The sequence below is a fragment of the Pseudomonas sp. 22082 genome, assembly GCF_052046055.1.
GTDB classification, from domain to species: domain Bacteria; phylum Pseudomonadota; class Gammaproteobacteria; order Pseudomonadales; family Pseudomonadaceae; genus Aquipseudomonas; species Aquipseudomonas pharyngis.
The window spans coordinates 17351-42865 of sequence record NZ_JBQEQB010000002.1 but is presented as its reverse complement, the minus strand read 5'-3'; the positions used below and the strand labels follow the sequence as shown (position 1 = coordinate 42865).

Sequence of the window (25515 nt, the reverse complement as noted above, 5' to 3'; positions counted from 1 at the left end):
CATGAACGATCACAACAACAATATTCAGTTGGAAACCGCCATGACCACGACCACCATGACCATGATCCAGGCCCTGCGCTCGGCCATGGATGTGATGCTTGAGCGTGACGACAACGTGGTGGTGTTCGGCCAGGACGTCGGTTACTTCGGCGGCGTGTTCCGTTGCACCGAAGGCTTGCAGACCAAGTACGGCACCTCGCGGGTGTTCGATGCGCCGATCTCCGAAAGCGGTATCGTCGGCGTCGCGGTGGGCATGGGCGCTTATGGCTTGCGTCCGGTGGCCGAGATTCAGTTCGCCGACTACGTGTACCCGGCGTCCGACCAGATCATTTCCGAAGCCGCCCGTCTGCGTTATCGCTCGGCCGGCGAGTTCACCGCCCCGATGACCCTGCGCATGCCGTGCGGCGGCGGCATCTACGGTGGCCAGACCCATAGTCAGAGCATCGAGGCGATGTTCACTCAGGTCTGCGGCCTGCGCACCGTCATGCCGTCCAACCCGTATGACGCCAAAGGCCTGCTGATCGCCTCCATCGAAAACGATGACCCGGTGATCTTCCTCGAGCCGAAACGCCTGTACAACGGCCCGTTCGACGGGCACCACGACCGCCCGGTAACCCCGTGGTCGAAACACCCGCAAGCCCAGGTGCCGGACGGTTACTACACCGTGCCGCTGGACGTGGCCGCCATTACCCGTCCGGGCAAGGACGTGACCGTGCTGACTTACGGCACCACCGTGTACGTGTCGCAAGTCGCCGCCGAAGAATCCGGCGTGGATGCGGAAGTCATCGACCTGCGCAGCCTGTGGCCGCTGGACCTGGAAACCATCGTCAAATCCGTGAAGAAAACCGGCCGTTGCGTCGTGGTTCACGAAGCCACCCGCACCTGCGGTTTCGGCGCCGAACTGGTGTCGCTGGTGCAAGAGCATTGCTTCCACTACCTGGAGGCGCCGATCGAACGCGTCACCGGTTGGGACACCCCCTACCCGCACGCGCAGGAGTGGGCGTATTTCCCTGGGCCGTCCCGAGTGGGCGCGGCGCTGAAACGGGTCATGGAGGTCTGAATGGGCACGCACGTTATCAAGATGCCGGACATCGGCGAAGGCATCGCGGAAGTAGAACTGTCGCAGTGGCACGTCAAGGTTGGTGATCTGGTCGTTGAAGATCAGGTGCTGGCGGATGTGATGACCGACAAGGCGATGGTCGATATTCCCTCGCCGGTCCACGGCAAGGTGATTGCGCTGGGTGGTCAGCCGGGTGAGGTGATGGCGGTCGGCAGTGTGCTGATCAGCATCGAGGTCGAGGGCGCCGGCAATCTGAAGGAGTCGGACAAACCGGCGCCAGTTGCGGCGAAAGAAACGCCAGTCGCACCCAAAGTTGAAGCTGTCGTTGAAAGCAAACCCGCCGCGCCGCGTACGGCTCCGGTTTGCCAGGGCCCGGTGGTCGCTCGCGAAGCCGATGAGCGCCCGCTGGCCTCGCCGGCCGTGCGCAAACATGCGCTGGACCTGGGCATTCAATTGCGTCTGGTGCGCGGTTCCGGTCCGGCCGGTCGCGTGCTGCACGAAGACCTCGACGCCTATCTGGCGCAGGGTCAGTCGAATGCTTCGGCGCCGGTCGCCGCCGCGTCCGCCCAGCGTCACGATGAAGAACAGATTCAGGTTATCGGCATGCGCCGCAAGATTGCCCAGCGCATGCAGGACGCCACCCAGCGTGCTGCGCACTTCAGCTATGTCGAGGAAATCGACGTCACCGCAATTGAAGAACTGCGTGCCCACCTGAACGAAAAACACGGTGCCAGCCGTGGCAAGTTGACCTTGCTGCCGTTCCTGGTGCGCGCACTGGTCGTTGCCCTGCGCGACTTCCCGCAGATGAACGCCCGCTACGACGATGAAGCCCAGGTCATCACCCGCCTCGGCGCCGTGCATGTTGGCGTCGCCACTCAAAGCGATGTTGGCCTGATGGTGCCGGTGGTGCGTCATGCAGAAGCTCGCAGCCTGTGGGACAGCGCGGCGGAAATCTCCCGCCTGGCCACCGCCGCGCGCAATGGCAAAGCCAGCCGCGATGAACTGTCCGGCTCGACCATCACCCTGACCAGCCTCGGCGCCCTTGGCGGCATCGTCAGTACCCCGGTGCTGAACCTGCCGGAAGTCGCGATCGTCGGCGTGAACAAAATCGTCGAACGCCCAATGGTCGTCAAAGGCCAGGTGGTGATCCGCAAGATGATGAACCTCTCCAGCTCCTTCGATCACCGCGTGGTCGACGGCATGGACGCGGCGCTCTTCATCCAGGCCATTCGTGGTCTGCTCGAACAACCCGCGACCCTGTTTGTGGAGTGATCGCATGCAAACTCTAAACACCACGCTGCTGATCATTGGCGGCGGCCCCGGCGGTTACGTAACGGCCATTCGCGCCGGGCAACTGGGCATCCCGACCATTCTGGTCGAGGGCGAATCGCTGGGCGGCACCTGCCTGAACATCGGCTGCATTCCGTCGAAAGCGCTGATCCATGTGGCCGAGCAGTTTCATCAGACTCAACATCACAATCAGCATTCGGCACTGGGCATCAGCGTTTCCGCGCCGACCCTCGACATCACCAAGAGCGTCGAGTGGAAGGACGGCATCGTCGATCGCCTGACCACCGGCGTCGCGGCGTTGCTGAAGAAGCACAAGGTTCAGGTCATCAACGGCTGGGCCAAGGTCATCGACGGCAAGACCGTGGAAGTCGGCGACACCCGCATCCAGTGCGAGCATCTGGTGCTGGCCACCGGCTCGCAAAGCGTCAACCTGCCGATCCTGCCGATTGGCGGGCCGATCATTTCGTCCACCGAAGCGCTGGCGCCGAAGTCAATTCCGAAACGCCTGATCGTGGTCGGCGGTGGTTACATCGGTCTGGAGCTGGGCATTGCCTATCGCAAGCTCGGCGCCGAGGTCAGCGTGGTCGAGGCGCAGGATCGGATTCTGCCGGCCTACGACGCCGAACTGACCCAACCGGTGCACGACGCGCTGAAGCAACTGGGCGTGAAGTTGTACCTCAAGCACAGCGTGCTGGGCTTCGACGGGACATTGCAGGTGCGCGATCCGAACGGCGACACCCTCAACCTGGAAACCGATCAGGTGCTGGTGGCTGTCGGCCGCAAACCCAATACCCAAGGCTGGAACCTCGAAGCGCTGAACCTGGACATGAACGGCTCGGCGATCAAAGTCGACAGCCGCTGCCAGACCAGCATGCGCAATGTCTACGCCATCGGCGACCTGAGCGGCGAGCCGATGCTGGCCCACCGCGCCATGGCCCAGGGCGAGATGGTTGCCGAGCTGATCAGCGGCAAGACCCGCGAATTCAACCCGACCGCCATCGCTGCCGTGTGCTTCACCGACCCGGAACTGGTGGTGGTCGGCAAGACCCCGGACGAAGCCAAAGCGGCAGGACTGGACTGCATCGTGTCGAACTTCCCGTTCGCCGCCAACGGCCGGGCGATGACCCTGGAATCGAAAACCGGCTTCGTGCGGGTGGTCGCTCGTCGGGACAATCATGTGATTGTCGGCTGGCAGGCGGTCGGTGTCGGGGTCTCGGAGCTATCGACCGCGTTCGCCCAAAGTCTGGAAATGGGTGCGCGACTGGAAGACATCGGTGGCACCATCCATGCGCACCCGACCCTGGGTGAAGCGGTGCAGGAAGCGGCGTTGCGTGCGCTTGGGCACGCGTTGCACCTGTAAAAACCCGACACGGGGGAGTTTTTTCATAAGCAGGCTAATAAATCTGCTGCTCCCCCCATCGCCCGGGCTGCGAAACCGCTCAAGAATGAAGTATTGTTGTGCCCATCCAAAAAAACGTCAGAAGCCTTGAACCGCTTCGGCGGTTGTTCAGTGATAGAGGGTGTCATGGGTAACGAAAGCATCAACTGGGACAAGCTGGGTTTTGACTACATCAAGACCGACAAACGCTATCTGTCGTACTTTCGCAACGGCGAGTGGGACAAAGGCACCCTGACCGAAGACAACGTGCTGCACATCAGCGAAGGCTCCACTGCCCTTCACTATGGCCAGCAATGCTTCGAGGGCCTGAAGGCCTATCGTTGCAAGGACGGCTCGATCAACCTGTTCCGTCCGGACCAGAACGCCGCGCGCATGCAACGCAGCTGCGCCCGCCTGCTGATGCCACATGTCTCCACCGAGCAGTTCATCGAAGCATGCAAGCAAGTGGTACGCGCCAACGAGCGTTTCATCCCGCCTTACGGCACCGGCGGCGCGCTGTACCTGCGTCCGTTCGTGATCGGCGTGGGTGACAACATCGGCGTGCGTACTGCACCTGAGTTCATCTTTTCGGTATTCGCGATCCCGGTCGGCGCCTACTTCAAGGGCGGCCTGACCCCGCACAACTTCCAGATCTCCACCTTCGACCGTGCCGCGCCACAAGGCACCGGTGCCGCCAAGGTCGGTGGCAACTACGCTGCCAGCCTGATGCCGGGCTCCCAGGCCAAGAAAGCGCACTTCGCTGACGCCATCTACCTGGATCCGCTGACCCACAAAAAGATCGAGGAAGTCGGTTCGGCCAACTTCTTCGGGATCACTCACGACAACAAGTTCGTGACCCCGAACTCGCCGTCAGTACTGCCGGGTATCACCCGTCTGTCGCTGATCGAACTGGCCAAGTCCCGCCTGGGCCTGGAAGTGGTCGAAGGTGATGTGTTCATCGACAAGCTGTCGGACTTCAAAGAAGCCGGCGCCTGCGGTACCGCTGCGGTGATCACCCCGATCGGCGGCATCAGCTACAACAACCACCTGCACGTGTTCCACAGCGAAACAGAAGTCGGCCCTGTGACCCAGAAGCTCTACAAAGAGCTGACCGGCGTGCAGACCGGCGACGTCGAAGCGCCAGCAGGCTGGATCGTCAAGGTTTGATCTGACGGCCAGATGCACAAAAGCCCCCATCGAGTGATCGATGGGGGCTTTTTCATTCGCCTCGCTCGCCGGCCTTCATGGCAATCCGCTTGCCCGCGCGACCGGCGATCCCGCTCGCCTGCCCGTTCTGCTGCTTGCCCATTCGTGCCTGGGTAATCAATCCGGGAATCAGTTCCCCCTCCGGCAGGTTCTTCCAGAACCGCGTCGGCAAATGCCCCTGCATGACTTTCTCGTTCAAACGCGCCGGGTTGAAGATGTGGCTGTAGTACGTCAGCCACAAGTCACCGTGGGGATCATTGACGTTCTGCGCCAGTTGCTGCCACTCCAGCGGACACTGACGTTCATGGATCAGTTGTTCACCATCGTAATAAACCCCGTCGCGGGGCGTGGCGATCAGCCAGCGATGCCGGCCCATGCGCCCGATGAAGTGTTCGCTGGCACTGTGCAGAATGTCATGGGCCGGTTCGTGCCACGCGACGTATTGCGGGCCCGGCAATTCTGGCGGGCGCTCGATGAAACGCACGAATGCATGCAGATGATGGGCTTCGCGCTGCACCTGCTTGATCCGCCGCTGCAACTCGCTGCCCAGTTTGTCGCCGGCCATCATTGCGGTGCGATCACCATGGCTGACCCGCCACAGCACTTCATACAACAGACTCCAGCGTTGATCGCCACGGTAGCGTGACGCTTGTTCCAGGGTGTCGAGCAACACACGCGGAATCCGCGCCTGAAACGGCCCCTGCCCTTCGGGCACCGACACATCACTGGCAAACAGATCACTTACCCCTTCTGACGCCCAGCTCACCAGACTCGGGTCGATTTCATGGCTGAGCAGCCAGCGCGCCTGCCGGCGCCAGGTGTCGAACAGGTCGTCGCAATCGAGGTTGATCATCCCCAGAGCCCCATCTGCTGTGGCATCGGCCGGTCGCGCAACTGCTGATAAAGCATCTGGCTAGTGACCTCCGCCTGCTGCGGGTGGTAATCACTGGTAATGATGAACGGTTTGGCTTTGGCCAGCACACAGCGCATGCGCGCCACGTCTTCGTAGCGAATGCGCCGCTGCCGGCGCAGCTCCACCAGACGTTCGGTGGTGCGCAGGCCGATGCCGGGAATGCGCGAGATCAGCGCCGGTTCGGCGCGATTGAGATCCAGCGGAAACACCTCACGATTCTGCAGCGCCCAAGCCAGTTTCGGGTCGATGTCCAACGCCAGATTGCCCGGCCCCTGAAGCAATTCACCGGCGGTATAGCCATAACCGCGCAACAGAAAATCCGCCTGATACAAGCGGTGCTCGCGCATCAGCGGCGGTGCGGCCAACGGCACGCTTTTCGGGCTGTCGGGAATCGGGCTGAAGGCCGAGTAATAGACCCGGCGCAGGCGGAAGTTGCCATACAGGGCCTGAGCGCTGTGCAGGATGGTGCTGTCGTCGGTGTCATCGGCACCGACGATCATCTGCGTGCTCTGCCCGGCCGGGGCGAACTTCGGAGCGCGGGGTTCGTTGAGCACGGTCTGCACGCCGGTGTAGATGGTGTTCATCGCCTGCTTGATCGAACCGATGTGCTTCTCCGGCGCGAGGGTTTGCAAGCTTGCGTCGGTGGGCAATTCGATATTGACGCTCAAGCGGTCGGCGTAACGCCCGGCTTCTTCGATCAGCGCGGGGTCCGCATCGGGAATGGTCTTGAGATGAATGTAGCCACGGAACTCATGCTCTTCGCGCAACAGCTTCGCGACGCGCACCAGTTGCTCCATGGTGTAGTCCGCCGAGCGAATGATCCCCGAGCTGAGGAACAACCCGCTGACGCAGTTGCGCCGGTAGAAATCCAGGGTCAGCGTCACCACTTCCTCGGGCGTGAAACGCGCACGCGGTACGTCGCTGGAGCGGCGGTTGACGCAGTATTGGCAGTCGTAGAGGCAGAAATTGGTCAGCAGAATCTTGAGCAGCGACACACAACGCCCGTCCGGCGTGTAGCTGTGGCAGATGCCCATGCCATCGGTCGAGCCCAGCCCGCTCTTGCCCTCGGAGCTGCGCTTGGGCGCGCCGCTGCTGGCGCAGGAGGCGTCGTACTTGGCGGCGTCGGCGAGGATGCTGAGCTTGTCGATGATTTGCATGGCACGGACTCGATACTGTTCGCATATACAGTATAGACAGCGATTTGCTCACACAAGGCGCAATGCCGCTCTTCGTCGGAATGTCGCGCCGCAGCAGTCAGGTCAATTTGACTCAGCAGCAGTCAGATTGACTCGACTCCACAAGCGTCATTATGACTATCGGCCCTGCGCAGCCCTTGATATTAAAGGCTGTCCGGCATGGCCCGAAAATTGACTGGCTCCCGGTAGCCATTTGGCTGAAGACCAAAAACGGGAGTCGAACATGGATCATGTTTTTCAGGGCAAGCTTGCCGTCATCACCGGTGCCAGTTCAGGCATAGGCCTGGCCGCTACCGAGCGTCTGCTGGATCAGGGCGCGCGCGTATTGGCCATGTCGCGAAAGCTCGGCCCACTGGCCGAACTGCTTGAGCGGTATCCGCAGCAACTGGTGTGGAAACCCGGCGATGTCACTCAAGCTTCCGACCTAAACGCTTTGGCCGAACAGGCTGCACGCCTCGGTCCGGTGAATTTCGTAATCCCTAACGCCGGTATTGCGGAGCTCGCCGACGGGCTCGACAGCTCGGCGTTCGATCGCCAATGGGCAGTGAACGGCGCCGGCGCCCTGAACACCTTGGCCGCCCTGCGCCCGCACCTTGCAGACAAGGCGTCAGTGGTGTTCATCGGTACGTTTCTGGCCGGCATCAGTTTCGCCGGGCTGGCCGCCTATATAGCGTCTAAAGCGGCATTGATCGCCCACGCCCGAACCCTCGCGGTCGAGCTGGCACCCCACGGTGTGCGCATCAATTGCGTCTCCCCCGGCCCGACCGCAACGCCGATCTGGTCAACGCTGGGCCTGAGTGACGAAGCGCTCGGCGACGTGGCCCAAGGCGTCAACAAACGACTATTGGGCGGACAATTCCTCGAACCTGCGGCGGTGGCCGACGTCATTCTTTTTCAGCTGGGCAATGGCGCACGCGGCGTCATCGGTCAGGATTGGGTGGTCGATAGCGGATACACCTTGAGCTAACGCACATGCACCGATCCGGGCGTGGATTCCGTCAACTGGCGACCTGACGAATCCCGCCCGGACTCGAGCAAAACCAGACCCCAGCGCGATAACAATTCTCGGCGCCCCTGCACCGTCAGGGTCAGTGCGCGACTGTCCAGATCCTGCGTCACCCATTTGCGCTTCAACGCAGCCTGCAACAACGCCGCCCCGAGCGAACCGCCCAGATGTGGCCGACGCATGCTCCAGTCGAGACACGGGCAAGCGAAGCGGCGGCGCAGCGTCGACAGATCCTTGACCTCAATGCCCAAGCCTTCAAACAACGCCTCCCCGCTTTCACTGAGGCGATAAACCTGCTCATCGGTTTCCACCAGCCATCCCGCCTCGAGCAAGCGGTCATGCAGCAACACCCCAAGCGTCCCGGCCATATGGTCGTAGCAGGTGCGGGCAAATTGCAGGCGATCCGGCGTGTGCGGTTTGAAGGTCGGCTCGGGGTTCTGACCGATCACCATCAGCGCTTCGAGCGCCTGGGCCACGCGCTTGTCGGCGAGGCTGTAATAACGGTGGCGGCCTTGAACATGCAGACGCACCAGCGCCAGGTCCTTGAGCTTGGACAGGTGCGCGCTGGCGGTCGAGGCGCTGACGTCGGCGAGGGTCGCCAGCTCTGTGGCGGTTCGGGCGTGGCCGTCCATCAGCGAACACAGCATTTTGGTCCGCGCCGGTTCCGCGATGGCGGCGGCCACTTGCGAAACGCCAATGTCTTGATGTTCTGCGTGCATATTTCGCTCCCGGACGAATAATCGCCCTCAAGGACTGGAGATAGTAGCAACACTTTCCCCACCGACAAGGTTGCGATCCATGGACCCGATCATCGCTGCGACTCACGCCGACCCCTACCCCTATTACGCCGAACTGCGCGCGGCGGGCGGGCTGACTTTTCATCACGGACTGAAACTGTGGGTCGCCAGCAGCGCCCGGGCGGTGTGCGCGGTGCTGGCGCATCCGGATTGCCGGGTGCGTCCGGTGCAGGAGCCGGTGCCCAAGGCGATTGCCGATGGCTTGGCGGGCGAGGTGTTCGGCCAGTTGATGCGCATGAACGACGGCGAGGCTCAGCGCTGCCCGCGTTCGGCCATCGAGCCACCGTTGGGGTTGATTGATCGGGAAGAAGTCAGCGCGCTGGTGTCCGCGCGGCTGATCACAAACGATGCCGACGGCCTCTATAAAGCCATGTTTCGCGGCCCGGTGTGCGTGGTTGCATCGCTGCTCGGGTTCACCCCGGCGCAGGCGCGGGTCATCAGTGAACTGACGGCTGATTTCGCGGCATGCCTGTCGCCGTTGAGCAATGACCTGCAACTGGCAGCGGCCCATCGGGCGGCGGAGCAATTGCGCGGATACTTCATCGAATTGCTGGCGGATCCGAATCTGTTTCTCGCCGACATTCGCCAGCGTTTTGTCGGCGATGAGGACGTGCTGCTCGCCAACCTGATCGGCCTCTGTTCGCAGGCATTCGAGGCCACTGCCGGGTTGATTGGCAATGCGCTGGTGGCGTTGCAGCGTCAGCCTGAATTACGCGCGGCGTCAGTGGATTCGTTACTGGCTGAAGTCCAACGCTTCGATCCATCGGTGCAGAACACCCGCCGATTTGTGGCGAACACCTGCGAAATCGACGGCGTGCGGCTGGTAGCCGGCGATGTGATTCTGGTGCTGCTGGCCTCGGCCAATCGCGACCCGGCACTCAATGAAAACCCGGATCGCTTTATGCCGGATCGCCCGAATCGTCGCAGTTTCACGTTCGGCAGCGGTCGGCATCAATGTCCCGGACAGATGCTGGCAATGACGATCGCCAGCGCCACGCTCACCGAAATCCTCGCCCGCGACATTGATCCGGGAAGACTCGCGTGGCACTACCGGCCTTCGCTGAATGGACGAATTCCGATGTTCAGCATTGTCGGTGCATGAACATTTGCCATCGCGAGCAAGCTCGCTTCCACAGGGAATTTGAGAGAACGCACAACTCTGTGAGAGCGAGCTTGCTCGCGATGGCGGACTGAAAAATGAAGCATCATTTTGCCCTCATCCGAGAGGCTACATCGCCTTGCGCCTTTGCCTACAACTACGCCAGAATCCGCCGGCTTGTGCGGCTTGGGGCCTGCCAGTAACTTGATTCGCATCACTGAATGGTCAGTGAACGGGTTTAGTCGCTCGGGAACCACAAACCATGCACAAGCTCCATCCAGTCAGATATTTCGCATATCTGCACTCTATGGCGGCCGTGCGCAGGGCACCTTCGGGTGCACCGGGTTTGGTGTGTTCCCCGGTCGACTAACCTGCGTACAGCTGCCACCTCACTGTTTAGTCGCAAGGTGGTGTCAGCATCATTTACGGATACCACCAAAATGTTCAAACCTACGCCTAATCCACCCGAAACTGACGTACCCAACGAATCCGACCCAACCTCTCCCTACTCCACAACCGACTCAAAAAAACTCCACGAAGCCGCCGAGCGCGCCCTCGACCATTACCTGAAACCCACCGCCCCGAAACAACACTGCCCCGGCCGCATGTTCCTCGTCGCCCCCGACCTGGATCAGCATGCCCTGCTGGCCCACGCCTGCGAATCGATGACTTCGGCCAGCGTGATGCTCAGCGACTTCGCCGCGCTGCTGGACCCGCCCTACCGCAGCACCGTGCTGGGCATCGCCCAAGTGGTGATGTGTGGCGAACTCGCGGTGAACCGGGCGCTGGACACTCTCGATGCCACGACCTGAGGAACACCCATGGAAAGCAAATCCGATGCACACATCGTCGCCGCCCTGATCTCCATCGGCCTCAACGAGAAAGACAGCCAATGGGCCCAGAAAGCCTGTCTGCTACTGCTCGAGAGCGAACGGAAATCCATCGTCAGCGCCGCCCTCACCGCCCTCGTCCAGATTGCCCGCGACCATGGCGAACTGGACCGCAACCGCCTGCTGCCGGCACTCGCCAGCGTAAAACGCAGATTCCCAAGCCTGACCGGCACGGTTGCCGCGACGCTGGATGAGATGGTAATGGCTGCGTAATACCCGGGGCGCAAGGCAAGAAAAAACCCGCAGCCTCCGTTGAGGGAGGCTGCGGGTTTTGTGTGCAGATGTGGTTAACGCCGAAAGTCAGCCAGAACGAAAGGCGTATGCGCCCTCAAGTAAGCCTCGACCTCTTCCAGCGAAAGCAACCCTTCGCGGGACGAAACAGTGGCTTCTTTGTCATCGTCACGAGTCACTGTCACGGTGTAAGCGCCTTCCGTCTCCTGCAAAACGCCGGTGAGTCTGACCTTCTGCCCGTCTTCCTCGGCGAAGGAAATCGCGGACAGTGGCTTTGACGCCAAGACCTGAGCCTTGCGGGCCAGAAAGGCTTCTCGCCGTGCGAGGACATCCTTTCCGGCGAACCACAAAAAAATCATCATGGCCGCGAAGAATACCAACTGGATGTTGTAAATCGGGCTCCGTCGCCCCGGGTGTTCGATAGTCAACCACTCAACAGTTTTGTAAATGATCTGTTCAACATCCATCGACCTGATCCTTGAGCCGTTCGAACAAGATGACCTCCGGTCATCAATCCTCCCGCGTCAAAACCTCAAGCAACTCAATCTCGAACACCAGATTCGAATTCGGCGGAATCTTGCCCATCGTCCGCTCGCCATAACCCAGATGCGCCGGCACCAGGAGTTTGCGCTTGCCGCCAACCTGCATCCCCATGATCCCCTGATCCCAACCCTTGATCACCCGACCGGTGCCGATCACACACTGAAACGGCTTGCCCCGGCTCCAGGACGAATCGAATTCGGTGCCGTCTTCCAGCCAACCGGTGTATTGGGTGGTGATCAACGCGCCTTTGACGGCGGCTTTTCCGTCACCGGGCTGGAGATCGATTATCTGCAGTTCATCATTCATAACATTCGCTCTACTGTTCCGCTGGCCGCCGTTTTCCCAGAAATACCGGCCATTGGCAACCGTTTGGCCCAAGGTTGCCGCTGTTTCCGGTGTTGACCGCGAATGAGGATTGTGTGGCGGACAGACGCTGAGTCATGGCCGGGCTGATTGAATTTCAGCGCTCGGGTGTACCGAACACAACGCCATTGAAGGTATGCGTGCAGCATTGGCAGTTGGGCGTCATGTCTTCGGCTTTCAGGGCGGGATTTACGATTTGCAGGCGCTTGTTCTCATCGACGTATAACCCGCTGTAGATGCTGGACTCACCCACCCCCACCACATCCCTTCGCTCGTGTTCATGCAGAGCGACCATCCAGAACACCGGTTCCTGCCGATCCAGCCGCGACACCGCCTCACTGAAAATCTCGTCCCAATCACCGCCGACACGCGACAACAGAAAGCGAAACAACGGCGTGTAATCGTAGCCATGATGCTTGATGCCATGCATCGAACCGCGTGCAGCCTCGCTGTGGATTTCAGCCTTGGTGTTTCGCTGATGCCGATAATGCCCGCCCGGGTTGTTGCGCCAAACGTTGTGGGCGGTGGTGTTTTCTTTGCGATAAAGGGGTTTCTTGTTCAACGATTTGCTCCTGACATCCAGTCACTCGAAACGCCCCTCGCGTTTTACCGGAACGGCGCTCGAATGCAATCAACCGTCCATGGCCAATTGTTGCTTGAGGTCAGCGCTCCACCGGCTGAATCGCGACAATCGTCCCGTTGGTGATCATCACCATCACGTATTTGTCATTGATCTGCACCCACTGCGCCTGCGGTTCCGGCTGCTTGAGGCCTTTCTGTTTCCAGTTTTTGATGGCTTTTTCGCTGCGCTGGTAGATATCCGGGGCGCGGTCGTTGACGTTCAGTTCGCGGTTGCCGGTCGGTGATTGTTCGATGGTATCGTTCGAGGTTTGCGCCGCTTGAACGAGAGGGCTGATCCCGGCGATGCCGGCGACGAGGGCCAGGCTGGCGATTAGGGTCTTGTTGTTCATCGGTGAACCTCCTGAGATATGTGATACCTGAACTCCGACTGCGCGGCTCTGGAATCATTCCTTGTTTTTTTGATGAAGCTGAACCGGAGATTGTAGTCGCGCCCCGGAACGCGATCCGGGCTCTTCCGCCACCGGGCGAATACAGTCAACGGCATCCATTTGCGATAAGATCGCGCGCCCCCACAGAGTGAACAAGGACATCACCGTGAAAATCTATCTCATCGTCAATCTGGTGTTGCTGGCGCTGCTGGGGCTCTACGCTGTCAGTCTTTTCAACAAACTTGTTGCCCGGCGCAACGAGATCAAGAACGCATTTGCCCAGGTCGAAGTGCAGCTCAAACGCCGCTATGACCTGATCCCCAATCTGGTCAGCATCGCCAAGGGTTATCTGGCCCATGAGCGCGAAACCCTCGAAGCGGTGATCGCCGCGCGCAATGCCGCAGTGGCCGGACTTGAGGCTGCACAGGCGAAACCGGGCAGCGCCCAGAACATCGCGCAATTGGGGCTGGCGGACAGCGCACTCAGCAGCGCGGTGGGTCGATTGAACCTGACGCTGGAAGCTTATCCGGAACTCAAGGCGTCGCAGAACATGCAACAACTGAGCGAAGAGCTGAGCAGCACCGAAAACAAGGTGAGCTTCGCGCGCCAGGCGTTCAACGACGCGGTGATGACCTACAACACGCTCAAGCAGAGTTTTCCGGCGGTGCTGCTGGCGGCCAGTTTTGGCCATCGCGAGGATGCGGTTCCGTTGAAGTTCGCCGATACGCTGGCCATCAAGACCGCGCCCAACGTTTCTTTCTGACTTCTTCTCTCCATGGATGGCCCGATGATTTTTTTTGAACGACAAACCCAGGCCCGAAACCAAACGTCACGGCTGGTTTACCTGATGATTCTGGCGATTGTCATGCTGATCGGGATGACCAGCCTGCCCTTCGTCTTCAATGGTTTTGAGGATTACCTGAGCGGGACCGGCACGCTGGCGGATGCGTTTCTGGCAATGGCCGTTATCGCATCGTTCATCAGCAGCATCGTGGTGATTGGCGGTCTGCTCAAATATCGGCAACTGCGCGCGGGCGGCAAAGTCGTCGCGGAGAAACTGGCTGGCCGCCTGCTCAATGGCAATGTGCGAACCCTGGACGAGCAGCGGTTGATGAACGTCGTCGAAGAAATGGCGATTGCCTCCGGCACCTGCATGCCAGCGGTGTATCTGTTGCCCGACGAAAGCATCAACGCCTTCGCGGCCGGATTTACACCGGAGGACGCGGCGATTGGTGTGACCCGTGGCGCGGTGAAGCTGCTGACACGAGAAGAACTGCAAGGGGTGATCGCCCATGAATTCAGCCACATTTTCAACGGGGACATGCGCCTCAACACGCAACTGGTGGCGGTGGTGCACGGCCTGTTGGTGCTGGGGCTGGCTGGCACTTACATAATGGTCAGCCTGCTCAAGCGCGACAAACGCGACGTGCGGTTGATGCTGGTGGTTTTTGCGCTCGGTTTCGCACTGTGCGTGGCCGGGTTTATCGGGAATCTGTACGGCAATCTGATCAAGGCGGCTGTCAGTCGTCAGCGTGAGTTCCTCGCTGATGCCAGCGCGGTGCAGTACACGCGCAATCCGCAAAGCATTGTCGGTGCCCTGAAAAAAATCGGCGCCCATGCACAAGGCTCGGTGATCAGCTCGCCCCGTGCCGCCGAGTTCAGTCATTTATTTTTCAGCACCGGCGGCTCAGGTTTGCTGAGCCGGATGTTTGCGACCCACCCTGATCTGAGCGTACGGATTCGTCGGATCGATCCGCAGTGGGACGGGAGTTTTACGACGGCTGCCGCAGCGGGCAAACCGGTGCCAGATCAGATGGCGGCAACCGCGGATTGATTCAGCCTCCACGTCCACGGATGGTCAGATGAATTTCTTTGAACAACAGTGCCGGGCCAAACGTCGCTCGGTGCAGCTCGTGATCTTGATGTTTCTCGCCGTACTCGGCTTGATTCTTGTGTCCTGCATGCTCCTGATTCTGCCGTTCTCATACGGCAAAACGCTGGAGAACCTGGCGTCGAACTGGCAGTTTTTCGCGACCGTCGCGGCGCTGGTAACGGCGGTTGTGTTGCTCGGCGGGCTGGCCAAATACATCGAACTGACAGGGGGCGGAAAAGTGGTCGCGCGCCGTTTGGGTGGTCGTCTGATCAACCATGACGCGCGGACTTTGGAAGAGCGCCGCCTGGTCAACGTGGTGGAGGAAATGGCCTTGGCCTCTGGCACCGCCGTTCCTTGCGTGTACCTGTTGCCGGATCAGGGCATCAATGCATTTGCCGCCGGTTTCACCCCTCAGGATGCAGTGATCGGCGTCACTCAAGGTGCGATAAGCCTGTTGTCACGCGATGAACTGCAAGGCGTGATCGCCCACGAATTCAGCCACATCTATAACGGCGACATGCGCCTGAACACTCAACTGGTCGCGGTCGTCCACGGGATCATGGTGATCGGGCTGGCGGGAAACCATCTCTTGCGCTGTCTTGAGGACACACCACACTCATCTGCCAATCGTAAACAGCCGACCATTCTGGCCAGTATGTTTGGCACTGCACTGTGCATTGTCGGATTCTCCGGGACGTTCTTCGGCAACCTGATCAAGGCTGCGGTCAGCCGGCAACGCGAATTCCTGGCCGATGCGACCGCCGTGCAATACACCCGCAACCCCGACAGTATCGCCGGGGCACTGAAGAAAATCGGCGGGTATAAAATGGGCTCGACCCTCAAGGCAGCCCGCGCTGCCGAGTTCAGCCACCTGTTTTTCAGCCCTGGCACTTCCAGCGCTCATCTGCTCTCGGGCCATCCGGATCTGCGTGAACGCATTCGCAGGATAGACCCTGATTGGGACGGGATTTTTGTGAGCATCGCCGCACCACAGCAGGACTCGATGGTCGCCAGAACCGTGCGGACAGCGCCGAAAAAAGAGCTGCCATAGCACGCCATTGATCCGCTTGGCACATCAATCCATGCCAACAATGCAATTAACAAATCGATCCCTGCGCGCCACTATCCGCCCCAATAAAAACCGTGCGCCGCCTCCCCGTCGCGCACGTCATAAAAGCGGTGGAGTACTTTTCTATGACAGCCTCAATCCCACACGGCGGCTCGCGGGCCGGCGCCATTTTCCGGGTGACCTCGGGTAACTTCCTCGAACAGTTCGACTTCTTTCTGTTCGGCTTCTACGCCACGCAGATCGCGGCGGTGTTCTTTCCGGCGAGCAGCGAGTTCGCGTCCCTGATGATGACTTTCGCAGTGTTCGGCGCAGGCTTTTTGATGCGTCCGCTGGGGGCTATCGTGCTCGGCGCGTACATCGATGACGTCGGTCGTCGCAAAGGTTTGATCGTCACCCTGTCGATCATGGCCAGCGGCACGATCCTGATTGTGCTGGTGCCCGGATATGAAACCATCGGCCTGTTTGCCCCGGCGCTGGTGTTGATCGGACGGCTGCTGCAGGGCTTCTCCGCCGGTGCCGAACTGGGCGGGGTTTCGGTGTATCTCTCGGAGATCGCCACACCCGGTCGCAAAGGCTTTTTCACCGCCTGGCAGTCGGCCAGTCAGCAGGTGGCGATCGTCGTCGCCGCAGCGCTGGGTTATGGCTTGAACCAGTGGATGGCGCCGCAAGCCGTCGCCGATTGGGGCTGGCGGATTCCGTTTTTCGTCGGCTGCATGATCGTGCCGTTCATCTTCTTTCTGCGGCGCAATCTGGCGGAAACCGAAGAGTTCGCCGCTCGCAAACATCGTCCGAACATGAAGGAAGTGTTCCGCACCCTCGGTCAGAACTGGGGCGTGGTACTGGGCGGGATGCTGATGGTTGCCCTGACCACCACCGCGTTTTACTTGATTACCGTGTACGCACCGACCTTCGGCAAAACCGTGCTGCACCTGAGCACTTCCGATGCGTTGCTGGTGACGCTGCTGGTGGGTGTTTCCAACTTCTTCTGGCTGCCGATTGGCGGTGCATTGTCCGATCGCGTCGGCCGCCGTCCGGTGCTGATCGCCATGGCGCTGCTGGCTCTGGCTACCACGTATCCGGCGCTGTCGTATCTGGTGCAGGCGCCGAGCTTCAGCCACATGCTGCTGTCGCTGTTGTGGCTGTCGTTTATCTACGGCCTGTACAACGGCGCGATGATCCCGGCGCTGACCGAAATCATGCCGGTGGAAGTGCGGGTGGCCGGTTTCTCCCTGGCCTATAGCCTCGCCACTGCCGTGTTCGGCGGGTTCACCCCGGCAATGTCGACCTTCCTGATTGAGTACACCGGCGACAAAGCCGCACCGGGTTATTGGATGAGCATCGGCGCACTGTGTGCATTGTGCGCCACGCTTTATCTGTATCGCCGGGCCGGCGGTCGTCTGCAACCTGTTACTGCCTGAGAACATCACCATGAAAAAACTGTTTACCGTTACAGCCCTGCTCGCCGGTCTTGCGTTCAACGTTGCGGCCCAGGCCGAAGAACTGCGCGTCATGACCTCCGGTGGTTTCACCGCCGCCTACAAGATCCTCGGGCCGAAATTCGCCGCCGCCACCGGCAACACGCTGGACACCCAACTCGGTCCGTCGATGGGCAAGGCGCCGGAGGCAATCCCCAATCGCCTCGCCCGTGGCGAAAAGGCTGACGTAGTGATCATGGTCGGCTATGCCCTCGATGACTTGATCAAGCAAGGCAAGGTCGACCCGGCGTCGCGGGTGGAACTGGCGGATTCGCGAATCGGCCTGGTGGTGCGCGAAGGCGCGCCGAAACCGGACATCAGCAACGTCGACGCCCTGAAGAAAACCCTGCTCGACGCCCAGTCGGTGGCCTACTCCGACAGCGCCAGCGGCGTGTACATCGAGCAGCAATTGTTCAAGAAACTCGGCATCGAAGATCAGCTGAAACCCAAGGCGAAGATGATCCCGAAAATCCCGGTGGGCTCGGTGGTCGCCACCGGCGACTATCAACTGGGCTTCCAGCAGGTCAGCGAATTGCTGCCGGTGCCGGGAGTGAGTTTTGTGGCGAAGATTCCGGAATCGGTGCAGTCGGTCACGCGGTTTGCAGCGGGGATTCCGGTGGGTGCGCAGCATCCACAGGAAGCCAAGGCGTTGCTCGCTTATCTGGCCGCACCTGCCGCCCAGGTTGACGTGCAGGCCACCGGGCTGGATTCGGTCAAGCGCTGACCGTCGGCGGCTGGACTTTCATTTCCACCACCAGCCGCTCCAGTTCCAGTGCCGCCGGGGTCAGCGTTCGACCCCGGCGTTTGATGATGCCGACGCTGCGCATCACTTGCGGCTCGGTCAGCGGCACCCGCGTCAGGATCGGATGATCCGCCGCCGGCATCGCCATCAGCGGCACCGCTGCCACCCCCAACCCCGCTTCCACCAGACCGATCATGGTCGTCACATGCCGCGTCTCGCAGATGCTCGGGCGCTGCGGCACCACTTTGGCCAGGGCCTGATCCAGCAGAAAACGGTTGCCCGAGGTTTTGTCGAGCGAGATGTAATCCTGCCGGTAGAACTCGTCCCAGGTCACGCTGCTACGCCCGGCCAACGGATGATCGCGGCGGCAGGCAACGACGTAGCTCTCCTGCACCAGCGGTTCGAAATCCACGCCCGCCTCCTGGGTGCCCATGAAACTCAGACCGAAATCCGCCTCGCCGTTGACCACCGCGCTCAGCACGTCGTGGGCGCTGGAATCGAGGACTTTGACTTTGATGCGCGGAAACTGCCGGTGATAACGGGCGACCACGCTCGGCATGAAGTAGTACGCCGCCGACGGCACGCAGGCAACGGTTACGTGGCCCTGCCGATTCGAGGCGACTTCGCTGATGCCCAGCAACGCGACGTCCAGATCGTCGAGCAAACGTTCGACGCTCGGCATGAAACCGCGTCCGGCCTGGGTCAGGCTGACCTTGCGCGTGGTGCGTTCGAACAGCTTCACGCCGAGGGCGTCTTCGAGCTTTTCGATGCGCCGGCTCAGTGCCGGTTGCGACAGGCGCACGGTGTCGGCAGCCTTGCGGAAACTGCCCTGCTCGACCACGGCGCGAAAGGCTTGCAGGTCGTTGAGGTCGAAGTTGATGGCCATGGAAAACTCGGAAGGAATTGATTCGCTGAGGCTATAAATGTAACCAATTGATGCAAATTATTACAGAAGCACATCTGCTCAAGCAGCCGGTGCGGTAGATCTGCAATGATTTCAGCCTTTATCCTTGTCGCCCCCCGCCGTACCGCGTTACTGGAGTTCCGCTCATGCCCCATGAAGGCAATCTGTTGCAAGCCGCCGTCGTCTTTCTTCTGGCCGCCGTGCTCACCGTTCCCCTGGCCAAGCGCCTGCAACTGGGCGCGGTGCTCGGTTATCTGTTTGCCGGGGTGATCATCGGCCCGTCAGTGCTGGGCCTGATCGGCAATCCGCAAAGCGTCAGCCATATCTCGGAACTGGGCGTGGTGCTGCTGTTGTTCATCATCGGTCTGGAGCTGTCGCCGCGACGTTTGTGGGTGATGCGCAAATCGGTGTTCGGCGTGGGTCTGGCGCAGGTGCTGCTGACCGGTTCGGTGATCGGGGTGCTGGCGTTGTCGGTGTTCGGTCAGCCGTTGAACAGCGCGATTGTCTTGGGCCTGGGTCTGGCGCTGTCGTCCACCGCGTTCGGCTTGCAAAGCCTCGCCGAGCGAAAGGAACTGACCAGCCCCCACGGTCGTCTGGCGTTTGCGATTCTGCTGTTCCAGGACATCGCCGCGATCCCGCTGATCGCCCTGGTGCCGATGCTCGCGGGGGTCGATCACCACACCAGCACCGCCGACGACGTGCGCCACAGTTTGCAGGTGCTCGGCGGCATCGCGGTGGTGGTGATCGGCGGACGTTACCTGTTGCGTCCAGTGTTCCGCATCGTAGCGAAAACCGGTCTGCCGGAAGTGTCCACCGCCACCGCGTTGCTGGTGGTGATCGGCACCGCGTGGCTGATGGACATGGTCGGTGTGTCAATGGCGTTGGGCGCGTTTCTTGCGGGCCTGCTGCTGGCGGATTCGGAATATCGCCATGAGCTGGAAGCGCAGATCGAGCCGTTCAAGGGCCTGCTGCTGGGACTGTTTTTCATCAGTGTCGGCATGGGCGCCAACCTCAGTCTGCTGCTCAGCGCGCCGATCACTGTGCTGGGGCTGACGCTGCTGCTGATCGCCCTGAAGTTGCCGCTGTTGTTTTTGGTCGGGCGTCTGGCCGGCGGGTTGAACAAGGTCAGCGCGATTCGCCTCGGCATCGTGCTGGCGGCGGGCGGTGAATTTGCGTTTGTGGTGTTCAAGATCGGTCGCGATCAGGGGCTGTTCGAACCGCGCCTGTATGACCTGCTGGTGCTGACTATCACCCTGTCGATGGCGGTCACGCCGCTGTTGCTGTTGGTCTGCGCACGACTGGTCAGCCCGAAAGTGCAACCGGTGGAAGTCCCCGAGAAATTCCGCCAGATCGAAACCGAAACCCCACGAGTGGTGATCGCCGGTATGGGCCGGATGGGTCAGATCGTGGCGCGGATTCTGCGGGCGCAGAACATCAAGTTCGTGGCGCTGGATACCTCGGTGGAGACTATCGAACTGTCGCGCAGTTTTGGTGGCGTGCCGGTGTTCTACGGTGACCCGATGCGTCCGGAAATCCTTAGTGCGGCCAAGGCCGGGGAAGCGGAGTATTTCGTGATTGCCACGGACGATCCGGAAACCAACATCAAGACCGCCGAGATCGTGCGCAAGCTCTACCCGCACATGAAGATCATCGCCCGGGCGCGTAACCGGCAGCATGTGCATCGGTTGGTGGATGTGGGGGCCGATCCGATCCGGGAGACCTACTACTCAAGCCTGGAAATGAGCCGTCGCACCCTGGTTGGCCTCGGCTTGACCCAGGCCCAGGCCGATGCGCGGATCAAGCGCTTCAAGCACCATGACGAACAGGTGCTCGAGGCGCAACACGCGGTGTACGACGACGCGGCCAAAGTCCTGCAGACCGCCCAGGAAGCGCGGGCGGAACTGGCCCGGTTGTTCGAGTCGGATCAACTGGAAGAACAATCGGGCAAGTCCTGAGTTCCCGCACACTGCGCGCGCCGACCGCCTGACCCTGATCGTTCCCACGCGGACGGTTCGACGCCTCGACGTGGGAACGATCACAAGTCAGGCCATCTCCAGCGCCCGCTCTTCCTGCACGGGCGCCACCGCAAACCGATCCGCCAGAAACGGTGTGATGTCCAGCGGCAGCGGTTCATCGTTGACCAGTTTGTCCAGCAACACCCCGGTGATCGCCGACGTCAGCACGCCGGTGCGGAAATGCCCGCAGGCGTTGAGATACCCCTCTACCCCGGCCATCGGCCCGAGAATCGGCAACTCGTCCGGCGAGCCCGGCCGCAGCCCGGCCCAGGTGCGCTTGAGGTTGATATCCGCCAGTTCCGGCAAACAACGCACGGCGCCCTGCACCAGTCCGGCGATTTCCGGCCAGGTGGTGGTGACGTCGAAGCCTTTGTCCTCGGTGGTGCTGCCGATCAGGATTTCGCCGTTGTCCTTCTGCGCCATGTAGCAATCGCTGGTGGTCAGGCAGCCGTTGAGGATTTTCGGCAGACGTTCGGTCAGCAGGATCTGGCCTTTCACCGGTTTCACTGGAATCCGGATGCCCGTGGCCCACTCACTCAAGTCCGCTGCCCAGGCGCCGGCGGCGTTGATCAGGTTTTTGCAGTGGAACACCCCGGCTTCAGCCGTCTGCACCCCGGTCACCCGCGTGCCGTGATGCAACACGCCGGTGATGTTGGTGTTGACGAACATGTCCACGCCATTCTGCCGGGCGCCTTCGGTGTAGGCGTCGGCCAGGCGGAACGGGCTGACCTGATGGTCGCAGAGAAACTCCAGCGCCCCGCGCGCTTCATGGCTGACGCTCGGCTCGGACTCGCGCAATCCCGCCTGATCCAGCCAGCGCACCTGATCGGCCAGATGCGGAATGCAGCCGACGATGTGCTCGGCGTACAACCGGTCTTCATCGTCATAGATCACGAACTTGAGCCCGGTCTTTTCGAACTTGAAATCCATCCCGTGGTTGTCGCGCAGCTCACGGTGCAACGCCGGGTACAGCGCGTTGGACTGCAAGGCGAAATCGAAGAACGACGGCGGCAGGATGTGCGGCGTGCTGGAGTCCACCGCCACCGCAGCGCCCTGGGTTTCGCGCTTGCGATTGGCCGACATCATGCGGAAGAAAATCACCCCGCAGCCCAACCCCACCGACTCGCCGATGGCCCACAAGCCGCCGGCGGAGGCGCGGGTTGCATTGCCCGGGCGCTTGGCATCGATCAGCGCGACCTTGAGGCCTTTGCGCTTGGACAATTGGTAGGCGATGGACGCGCCGATCACACCGCCGCCGGCAATGACCACGTCATAGAACTTACTCATGGGAAACGGCCTCCGTGCCGAGGGACTGGAACGCGGAAAAAGGAATCGGATCGATCGGGAAACGCGGCCGCAGCCAGCCGACATCCTGCCGCCCGGTGGCCTGCCGCAAACGGTCGCTGCAATAGCCGACGCACATCCGACCCTGGCAGTCGCCCATGCTTACGCGGGTGCGCATTTTCAGGCTGGCGATGTCTTGCACGCCCTGCTCCAGCGCGCGGTCGATGTCGGCGCGGGTCGCGTGTTCGCAACGGCAGATCACCGTGTCGGCCGCCGGCAAGGCGGTCTGCCCGACGCCGCGTTCGGTGTAGCGGTCCACCGCTGCGCGGAAACGCACGATGGCTTTGAGTTTGCCCAAGTAGCGGTCGCGACGAACGCGCGCCAGCTCTTCTTCCAGCACGCCGCGTTGCAGCAGGATCGAAGTGGCAGCGATCTTGCCGGCGAGCATCGCCGCTTCGCCGCCGCGAATCCCGCCCATGTCACCGGCCAGGTGCACGTGGGGCTCGCTGCTTTGTTGCCAGATGTTGGCATTGGCGCGCAGGTAACCTTCGTCGCTGAAGCCGTGATCCAGGCCCATTTGCTGACTCAGTTGCGTACGCGGAATAAAGCCGTAACCGACCGCCAGCGTCTTCGCTTCGAAGCGCTCAACGCGGCTCATGTCCGGCTCCCACGTCGCCGAATATGGCGCCACGCTGACGCTTTTCAGTTCGCCTTCGCCATGCGCCTCGACCACGCCCCAGCCGTAGTGCATCGGGATGCCGTGCAGTTTCAGATAGGCGAGCATGCTCAAGCCATCGAGGAACAGCTGCGGCTTGTTGAGCAGCGCCAGACTTTCCTTGGCGATCTTGCCGAACGCGCAGGCCTCGTAGACCCCTGCCACACTCACGCCCGACGCGTGCAACTGGGTCGCCACCAACGGCAACAACGGCCCGGTGCCGGCGATCACCACCGGACCCTGCGGTTTGACCACGCCGCTTTTGATCTGCAATTGCAGGCCGCCGAGCATGATTACGCCAGGCAGCGTCCAGCCAGGAAACGGCACGCTGCGCTCGTGGCAACCGGCGGCCAGCAGCAACTGTGGGTAGGCGATTCCGTGCAGACGCTCGTCGCCGTCCAGCACCACCAGCGAGCGCGTGCCTTCGGCGCCGACCACGCGATGGTTGAGGCGCACGTCGACCAGCCCGGACTGCTCCTGGAAATCGCCGTGCAATTTGCCCAGCGCCTCGGCATAGCGCGGCCCCAGGTAATCCAGCTGCACACCATCACGCAGCGGCCCGCGATAGACCACGCCACCCAGGCGCGACGCCTCTTCGAGCAAGGTGCAGCGCACCCCGTGCCGGGCCAGTTCGATGGCCGCCGCCATGCCCGCCGGACCACCGCCGACGATTACCGGAATGAGGCTCATACCACCTCCTGCCCGTGAATGCGGTTGACCTGGGTTTCGATCAGCATGCCGTCGCGCACCACGGTCTGGCAGGCGCGGCGCTTGTGCCGACCGTTGATTTTCACCAGGCAGCACTGGCACACGCCCATGCCGCAATAAGCACCGCTGATCTGGTTGTGATCGTTGCGCGCGACCTGGCGCACGCCGAGGGACTGAATGACGCTGAGCACGGTTTCGCCGATAGCGGCGCTGACCGGCTGGCCGTTGACGTGGACAGTCATATCCGCCTGCGTCAAAGGCTGGATATCGAAGGTTCTTTCTAGGCAGTGCATTGCAATGATCATCCGTGAAAAGTTCAGGTGAGGTTGAAACAGCTCCTTGCTGCACTACACCTCGCCGGCTCGTGGGGGTTATCGCTCTCTATCGGGCCGGCAGGCGGGTTTTGCTCGCGCAGCAAAGTGCGCGCAAGCAATGTAGTCGATCCAGCGGCAAGGGCCTGGAAATTTCACGGTAGGGGATATTGCGCCGACGAATATTGATCCAGGCCATGGAAATGACTGGTCGGTTCTGCGCCTTCGGCCCCGCGCAGAAAGCAAAAAGCCGCTTCAACCCGAAGGTGGAAGCGGCCAAGGCATATGCCTCAAGGAATCAGTGCACGAACAGGGCGATCAGGATGATGATCGGGATCGGTACGCCGAGGAAAAACAGCAGTAGTGAGCGCATGGTGGTTCTCCTTGATTAACGGACTGGCGGCAGCGTGGTCGTGGTGTAGGTTTCGACTTCGACGTACTCGACCGCATCCCGGCGGCGACCGCCGAAGGTGGCCGAAAGGCTGGCGAAGAACGCACCGGCCAGCAGCGCGATGAACATCCACAATGAGGTCCAGGCAGCGACTTTGGCGGCGGTGTCGGCGGCTTGTTGCGCTTTCACCTTGGCGTCGGCGATTGCTTTCTGGGTGCGGGCGTAGATTTCATCGACCCGACGTTCGGCGTCAGCCTGGGTCAGGTTGGTACGCTGAGCGACCAGTTGGGCGAGGTAGGTACGATCTTCGGCGCTGAGCTGACCGTTGGCCAGGCTCTGGGCGAAGATCCGGGTCACGGTGCCACGGGCGGCGTCATCGCTGACAGCGGCGGGACGATCATCGCGGAACAGGCTGTCGACGAAGTAACCGTACTGGTCACTGTCGGTATTGCCCGCTGCGGTTCCGGCCGCTTGCGTCATGGCACCGGCCGCACCGCCAACAACACTCGCACCGGCCTGCACGCCGCCGCTGACGATGCTGCTGACCGAACCGACCACCAGCGTCGCGGTGACCAGCGTGGCCACGCACCAGGCGAGGAAGCCATGGGCGGTGTCGCGGAAATACACCTCGTCACCGTGCATGTTGGCCCACTTAACCCGCAGGCGACCGGCGATGTAGCCACCGAGCCCCGAGGCGATGATTTGCGTGGCGGCCAGCCAGATGATGGTGGAAATGCCCAGGCCTTTGGCGCTGACGCCCTCCCCGGCCCACGGTGAAACGGCGGAGAAGCCCAGACCGAAACCCAGCAGCACGAGAATCAGCGACAGCGCCGCAGCCGCGGCCGCCCCGGCGAAGATCGCGCCCCAGGACACGCCCGAGACGTTGCTCGACTCTCCTTCGTAGGCAGGATAAAACCCATCAGAGGATCTATTCATTGTTGTAGTGCTCCAGGCATGAAAAATGGTGTTACAACTCGTCATCAGATGAATTGCAGTGACCGTGCCAGTCGCCAACATTAAATAAATCGTTTTAATTCAATCAGTTA

Annotated in this window: 27 protein-coding genes; 15 read left to right on the top strand and 12 right to left on the bottom strand. The window is 61.3% G+C overall.

Going from position 1 to position 25515, the window contains the following annotated elements:
- Position 1 precedes the first annotated feature (1 nt).
- From ACTJK9_RS02680 to ACTJK9_RS02665, 4 genes are all read left to right on the top strand, one after another.
- Positions 2–1060, top strand: coding sequence for an alpha-ketoacid dehydrogenase subunit beta (locus ACTJK9_RS02680; RefSeq protein WP_071172848.1), 1059 nt, complete (start codon positions 2–4; stop codon positions 1058–1060).
- Complete coding sequence (locus ACTJK9_RS02675) at positions 1061–2332, top strand: dihydrolipoamide acetyltransferase family protein (RefSeq protein WP_221397625.1); 1272 nt, start codon at positions 1061–1063, stop codon at positions 2330–2332.
- Positions 2333–2336: 4 nt separating this feature from the next.
- Positions 2337–3710, top strand: a complete 1374-nt coding sequence (lpdA, locus tag ACTJK9_RS02670; RefSeq protein WP_221397626.1) for a dihydrolipoyl dehydrogenase — start codon at positions 2337–2339, stop codon at positions 3708–3710.
- 165 nt (positions 3711–3875) lie between these two features.
- Complete coding sequence (locus ACTJK9_RS02665; protein WP_440811928.1) at positions 3876–4895, top strand: branched-chain amino acid aminotransferase; 1020 nt, start codon at positions 3876–3878, stop codon at positions 4893–4895.
- A 52-nt stretch (positions 4896–4947) separates the two neighbouring features.
- On the opposite strand, the gene ACTJK9_RS02660 is transcribed toward ACTJK9_RS02665, so the two are convergent.
- Both ACTJK9_RS02660 and ACTJK9_RS02655 read right to left on the bottom strand, forming a co-directional pair.
- Positions 4948–5787, bottom strand: coding sequence for a TIGR03915 family putative DNA repair protein (locus ACTJK9_RS02660; RefSeq protein ID WP_440811925.1), 840 nt, complete (start codon positions 5785–5787; stop codon positions 4948–4950).
- Positions 5784–7004 (bottom strand): putative DNA modification/repair radical SAM protein, encoded by a 1221-nt coding sequence (locus tag ACTJK9_RS02655; RefSeq protein WP_102718253.1) that lies wholly within the window; start codon positions 7002–7004, stop codon positions 5784–5786. The genes ACTJK9_RS02660 and ACTJK9_RS02655 overlap by 4 nt, the downstream gene beginning before the upstream one ends.
- Before the next feature lie 262 nt (positions 7005–7266).
- Between ACTJK9_RS02655 and ACTJK9_RS02650 the strand changes: the two genes are divergently transcribed.
- A complete protein-coding gene (locus ACTJK9_RS02650; RefSeq protein WP_440811922.1) occupies positions 7267–8010 on the top strand; it encodes an SDR family NAD(P)-dependent oxidoreductase in 744 nt (247 codons plus the stop codon).
- Here ACTJK9_RS02650 and ACTJK9_RS02645 read toward each other — a convergent pair.
- Positions 8007–8768: an ArsR/SmtB family transcription factor gene (locus ACTJK9_RS02645; protein ID WP_440811920.1), complete on the bottom strand. Its 762-nt coding sequence runs from the start codon at positions 8766–8768 to the stop codon at positions 8007–8009. The genes ACTJK9_RS02650 and ACTJK9_RS02645 overlap by 4 nt on opposite strands.
- A 79-nt stretch (positions 8769–8847) precedes the next feature.
- On the opposite strand from ACTJK9_RS02645, the gene ACTJK9_RS02640 reads away from it, so the two are divergent.
- The 3 genes from ACTJK9_RS02640 (at position 8848) to ACTJK9_RS02630 (ending at position 11048) form a co-directional block, all read left to right on the top strand.
- On the top strand, positions 8848–9948 hold the full coding sequence (locus ACTJK9_RS02640) for a cytochrome P450 (RefSeq protein ID WP_440811917.1): 1101 nt from the start codon (positions 8848–8850) through the stop codon (positions 9946–9948).
- A 437-nt stretch (positions 9949–10385) separates the two neighbouring features.
- The gene (locus ACTJK9_RS02635) at positions 10386–10757 is read left to right on the top strand and encodes a DUF6124 family protein (RefSeq protein WP_085613212.1); all 372 of its coding nucleotides are present in this window, start codon (positions 10386–10388) and stop codon (positions 10755–10757) included.
- Positions 10758–10766: 9 nt separating this feature from the next.
- Positions 10767–11048 carry a hypothetical protein gene (locus ACTJK9_RS02630; RefSeq protein WP_221397632.1) on the top strand — a complete coding sequence of 94 codons (282 nt, stop codon included), beginning with the start codon at positions 10767–10769 and terminating at the stop codon, positions 11046–11048.
- A gap of 74 nt (positions 11049–11122) precedes the next feature.
- Here ACTJK9_RS02630 and ACTJK9_RS02625 read toward each other — a convergent pair whose 3' ends face one another.
- The 4 genes from ACTJK9_RS02625 to ACTJK9_RS02610 all read right to left on the bottom strand — a co-directional run bounded on the left by ACTJK9_RS02625 (position 11123) and on the right by ACTJK9_RS02610 (position 12943).
- Positions 11123–11533, bottom strand: coding sequence for a hypothetical protein (locus tag ACTJK9_RS02625; protein WP_221397633.1), 411 nt, complete (start codon positions 11531–11533; stop codon positions 11123–11125).
- 43 nt (positions 11534–11576) lie between these two features.
- Positions 11577–11915 carry an FKBP-type peptidyl-prolyl cis-trans isomerase gene (locus ACTJK9_RS02620; RefSeq protein ID WP_007952931.1) on the bottom strand — a complete coding sequence of 113 codons (339 nt, stop codon included), beginning with the start codon at positions 11913–11915 and terminating at the stop codon, positions 11577–11579.
- Between the two features lie 154 nt (positions 11916–12069).
- Complete coding sequence (locus ACTJK9_RS02615) at positions 12070–12534, bottom strand: hypothetical protein (protein WP_221397634.1); 465 nt, start codon at positions 12532–12534, stop codon at positions 12070–12072.
- Positions 12535–12634: 100 nt separating this feature from the next.
- Positions 12635–12943, bottom strand: coding sequence for an RcnB family protein (locus ACTJK9_RS02610; protein ID WP_440811912.1), 309 nt, complete (start codon positions 12941–12943; stop codon positions 12635–12637).
- 205 nt (positions 12944–13148) lie between these two features.
- Here ACTJK9_RS02610 and ACTJK9_RS02605 point away from each other — a divergent pair, with 205 nt between their 5' ends.
- The 5 genes from ACTJK9_RS02605 (at position 13149) to ACTJK9_RS02585 (ending at position 18123) form a co-directional block, all read left to right on the top strand.
- Positions 13149–13745: a LemA family protein gene (locus tag ACTJK9_RS02605; protein WP_074688846.1), complete on the top strand. Its 597-nt coding sequence runs from the start codon at positions 13149–13151 to the stop codon at positions 13743–13745.
- A gap of 24 nt (positions 13746–13769) precedes the next feature.
- Complete coding sequence (locus ACTJK9_RS02600) at positions 13770–14816, top strand: M48 family metallopeptidase (protein ID WP_440811909.1); 1047 nt, start codon at positions 13770–13772, stop codon at positions 14814–14816.
- 28 nt (positions 14817–14844) lie between these two features.
- Entirely contained in the window at positions 14845–15906 is a 1062-nt protein-coding gene (locus ACTJK9_RS02595; protein ID WP_440811907.1) for a M48 family metallopeptidase, read from the top strand.
- Positions 15907–16049: 143 nt separating this feature from the next.
- Entirely contained in the window at positions 16050–17342 is a 1293-nt protein-coding gene (locus ACTJK9_RS02590) for an MFS transporter (RefSeq protein ID WP_440811905.1), read from the top strand.
- Between the two features lie 10 nt (positions 17343–17352).
- Entirely contained in the window at positions 17353–18123 is a 771-nt protein-coding gene (locus tag ACTJK9_RS02585) for a substrate-binding domain-containing protein (protein ID WP_440811903.1), read from the top strand.
- On the opposite strand, the gene ACTJK9_RS02580 is transcribed toward ACTJK9_RS02585, so the two are convergent.
- Positions 18113–19027 (bottom strand): LysR family transcriptional regulator, encoded by a 915-nt coding sequence (locus tag ACTJK9_RS02580; RefSeq protein WP_064597602.1) that lies wholly within the window; start codon positions 19025–19027, stop codon positions 18113–18115. The two genes, ACTJK9_RS02585 and ACTJK9_RS02580, sit on opposite strands and share 11 nt — an antisense overlap.
- Positions 19028–19191: 164 nt before the next feature.
- Between ACTJK9_RS02580 and ACTJK9_RS02575 the strand changes: the two genes are divergently transcribed.
- On the top strand, positions 19192–21000 hold the full coding sequence (locus ACTJK9_RS02575; protein WP_440811901.1) for a monovalent cation:proton antiporter-2 (CPA2) family protein: 1809 nt from the start codon (positions 19192–19194) through the stop codon (positions 20998–21000).
- Positions 21001–21087: 87 nt separating this feature from the next.
- On the opposite strand, the gene hcnC is transcribed toward ACTJK9_RS02575, so the two are convergent.
- Genes hcnC through hcnA form a run of 3 tightly spaced genes read right to left on the bottom strand, consistent with a single transcriptional unit; the run spans position 21088 to position 24060 of the window.
- Positions 21088–22347, bottom strand: a complete 1260-nt coding sequence (hcnC, locus tag ACTJK9_RS02570) for a cyanide-forming glycine dehydrogenase subunit HcnC (protein ID WP_440811899.1) — start codon at positions 22345–22347, stop codon at positions 21088–21090.
- Positions 22340–23749 carry a cyanide-forming glycine dehydrogenase subunit HcnB gene (hcnB, locus tag ACTJK9_RS02565; protein WP_440811897.1) on the bottom strand — a complete coding sequence of 470 codons (1410 nt, stop codon included), beginning with the start codon at positions 23747–23749 and terminating at the stop codon, positions 22340–22342. Before hcnB ends, hcnC begins: the two co-directional genes overlap by 8 nt.
- Positions 23746–24060, bottom strand: a complete 315-nt coding sequence (gene hcnA / locus ACTJK9_RS02560; protein WP_085613265.1) for a cyanide-forming glycine dehydrogenase subunit HcnA — start codon at positions 24058–24060, stop codon at positions 23746–23748. The genes hcnB and hcnA overlap by 4 nt, the downstream gene beginning before the upstream one ends.
- Before the next feature lie 215 nt (positions 24061–24275).
- Here hcnA and ACTJK9_RS02555 point away from each other — a divergent pair, with 215 nt between their 5' ends.
- Positions 24276–24470 (top strand): hypothetical protein, encoded by a 195-nt coding sequence (locus ACTJK9_RS02555; RefSeq protein ID WP_440811893.1) that lies wholly within the window; start codon positions 24276–24278, stop codon positions 24468–24470.
- Here ACTJK9_RS02555 and ACTJK9_RS02550 read toward each other — a convergent pair.
- Positions 24467–25405: a hypothetical protein gene (locus tag ACTJK9_RS02550; protein WP_085613221.1), complete on the bottom strand. Its 939-nt coding sequence runs from the start codon at positions 25403–25405 to the stop codon at positions 24467–24469. The genes ACTJK9_RS02555 and ACTJK9_RS02550 overlap by 4 nt on opposite strands.
- Between the last annotated feature and the right edge of the window lie 110 nt (positions 25406–25515).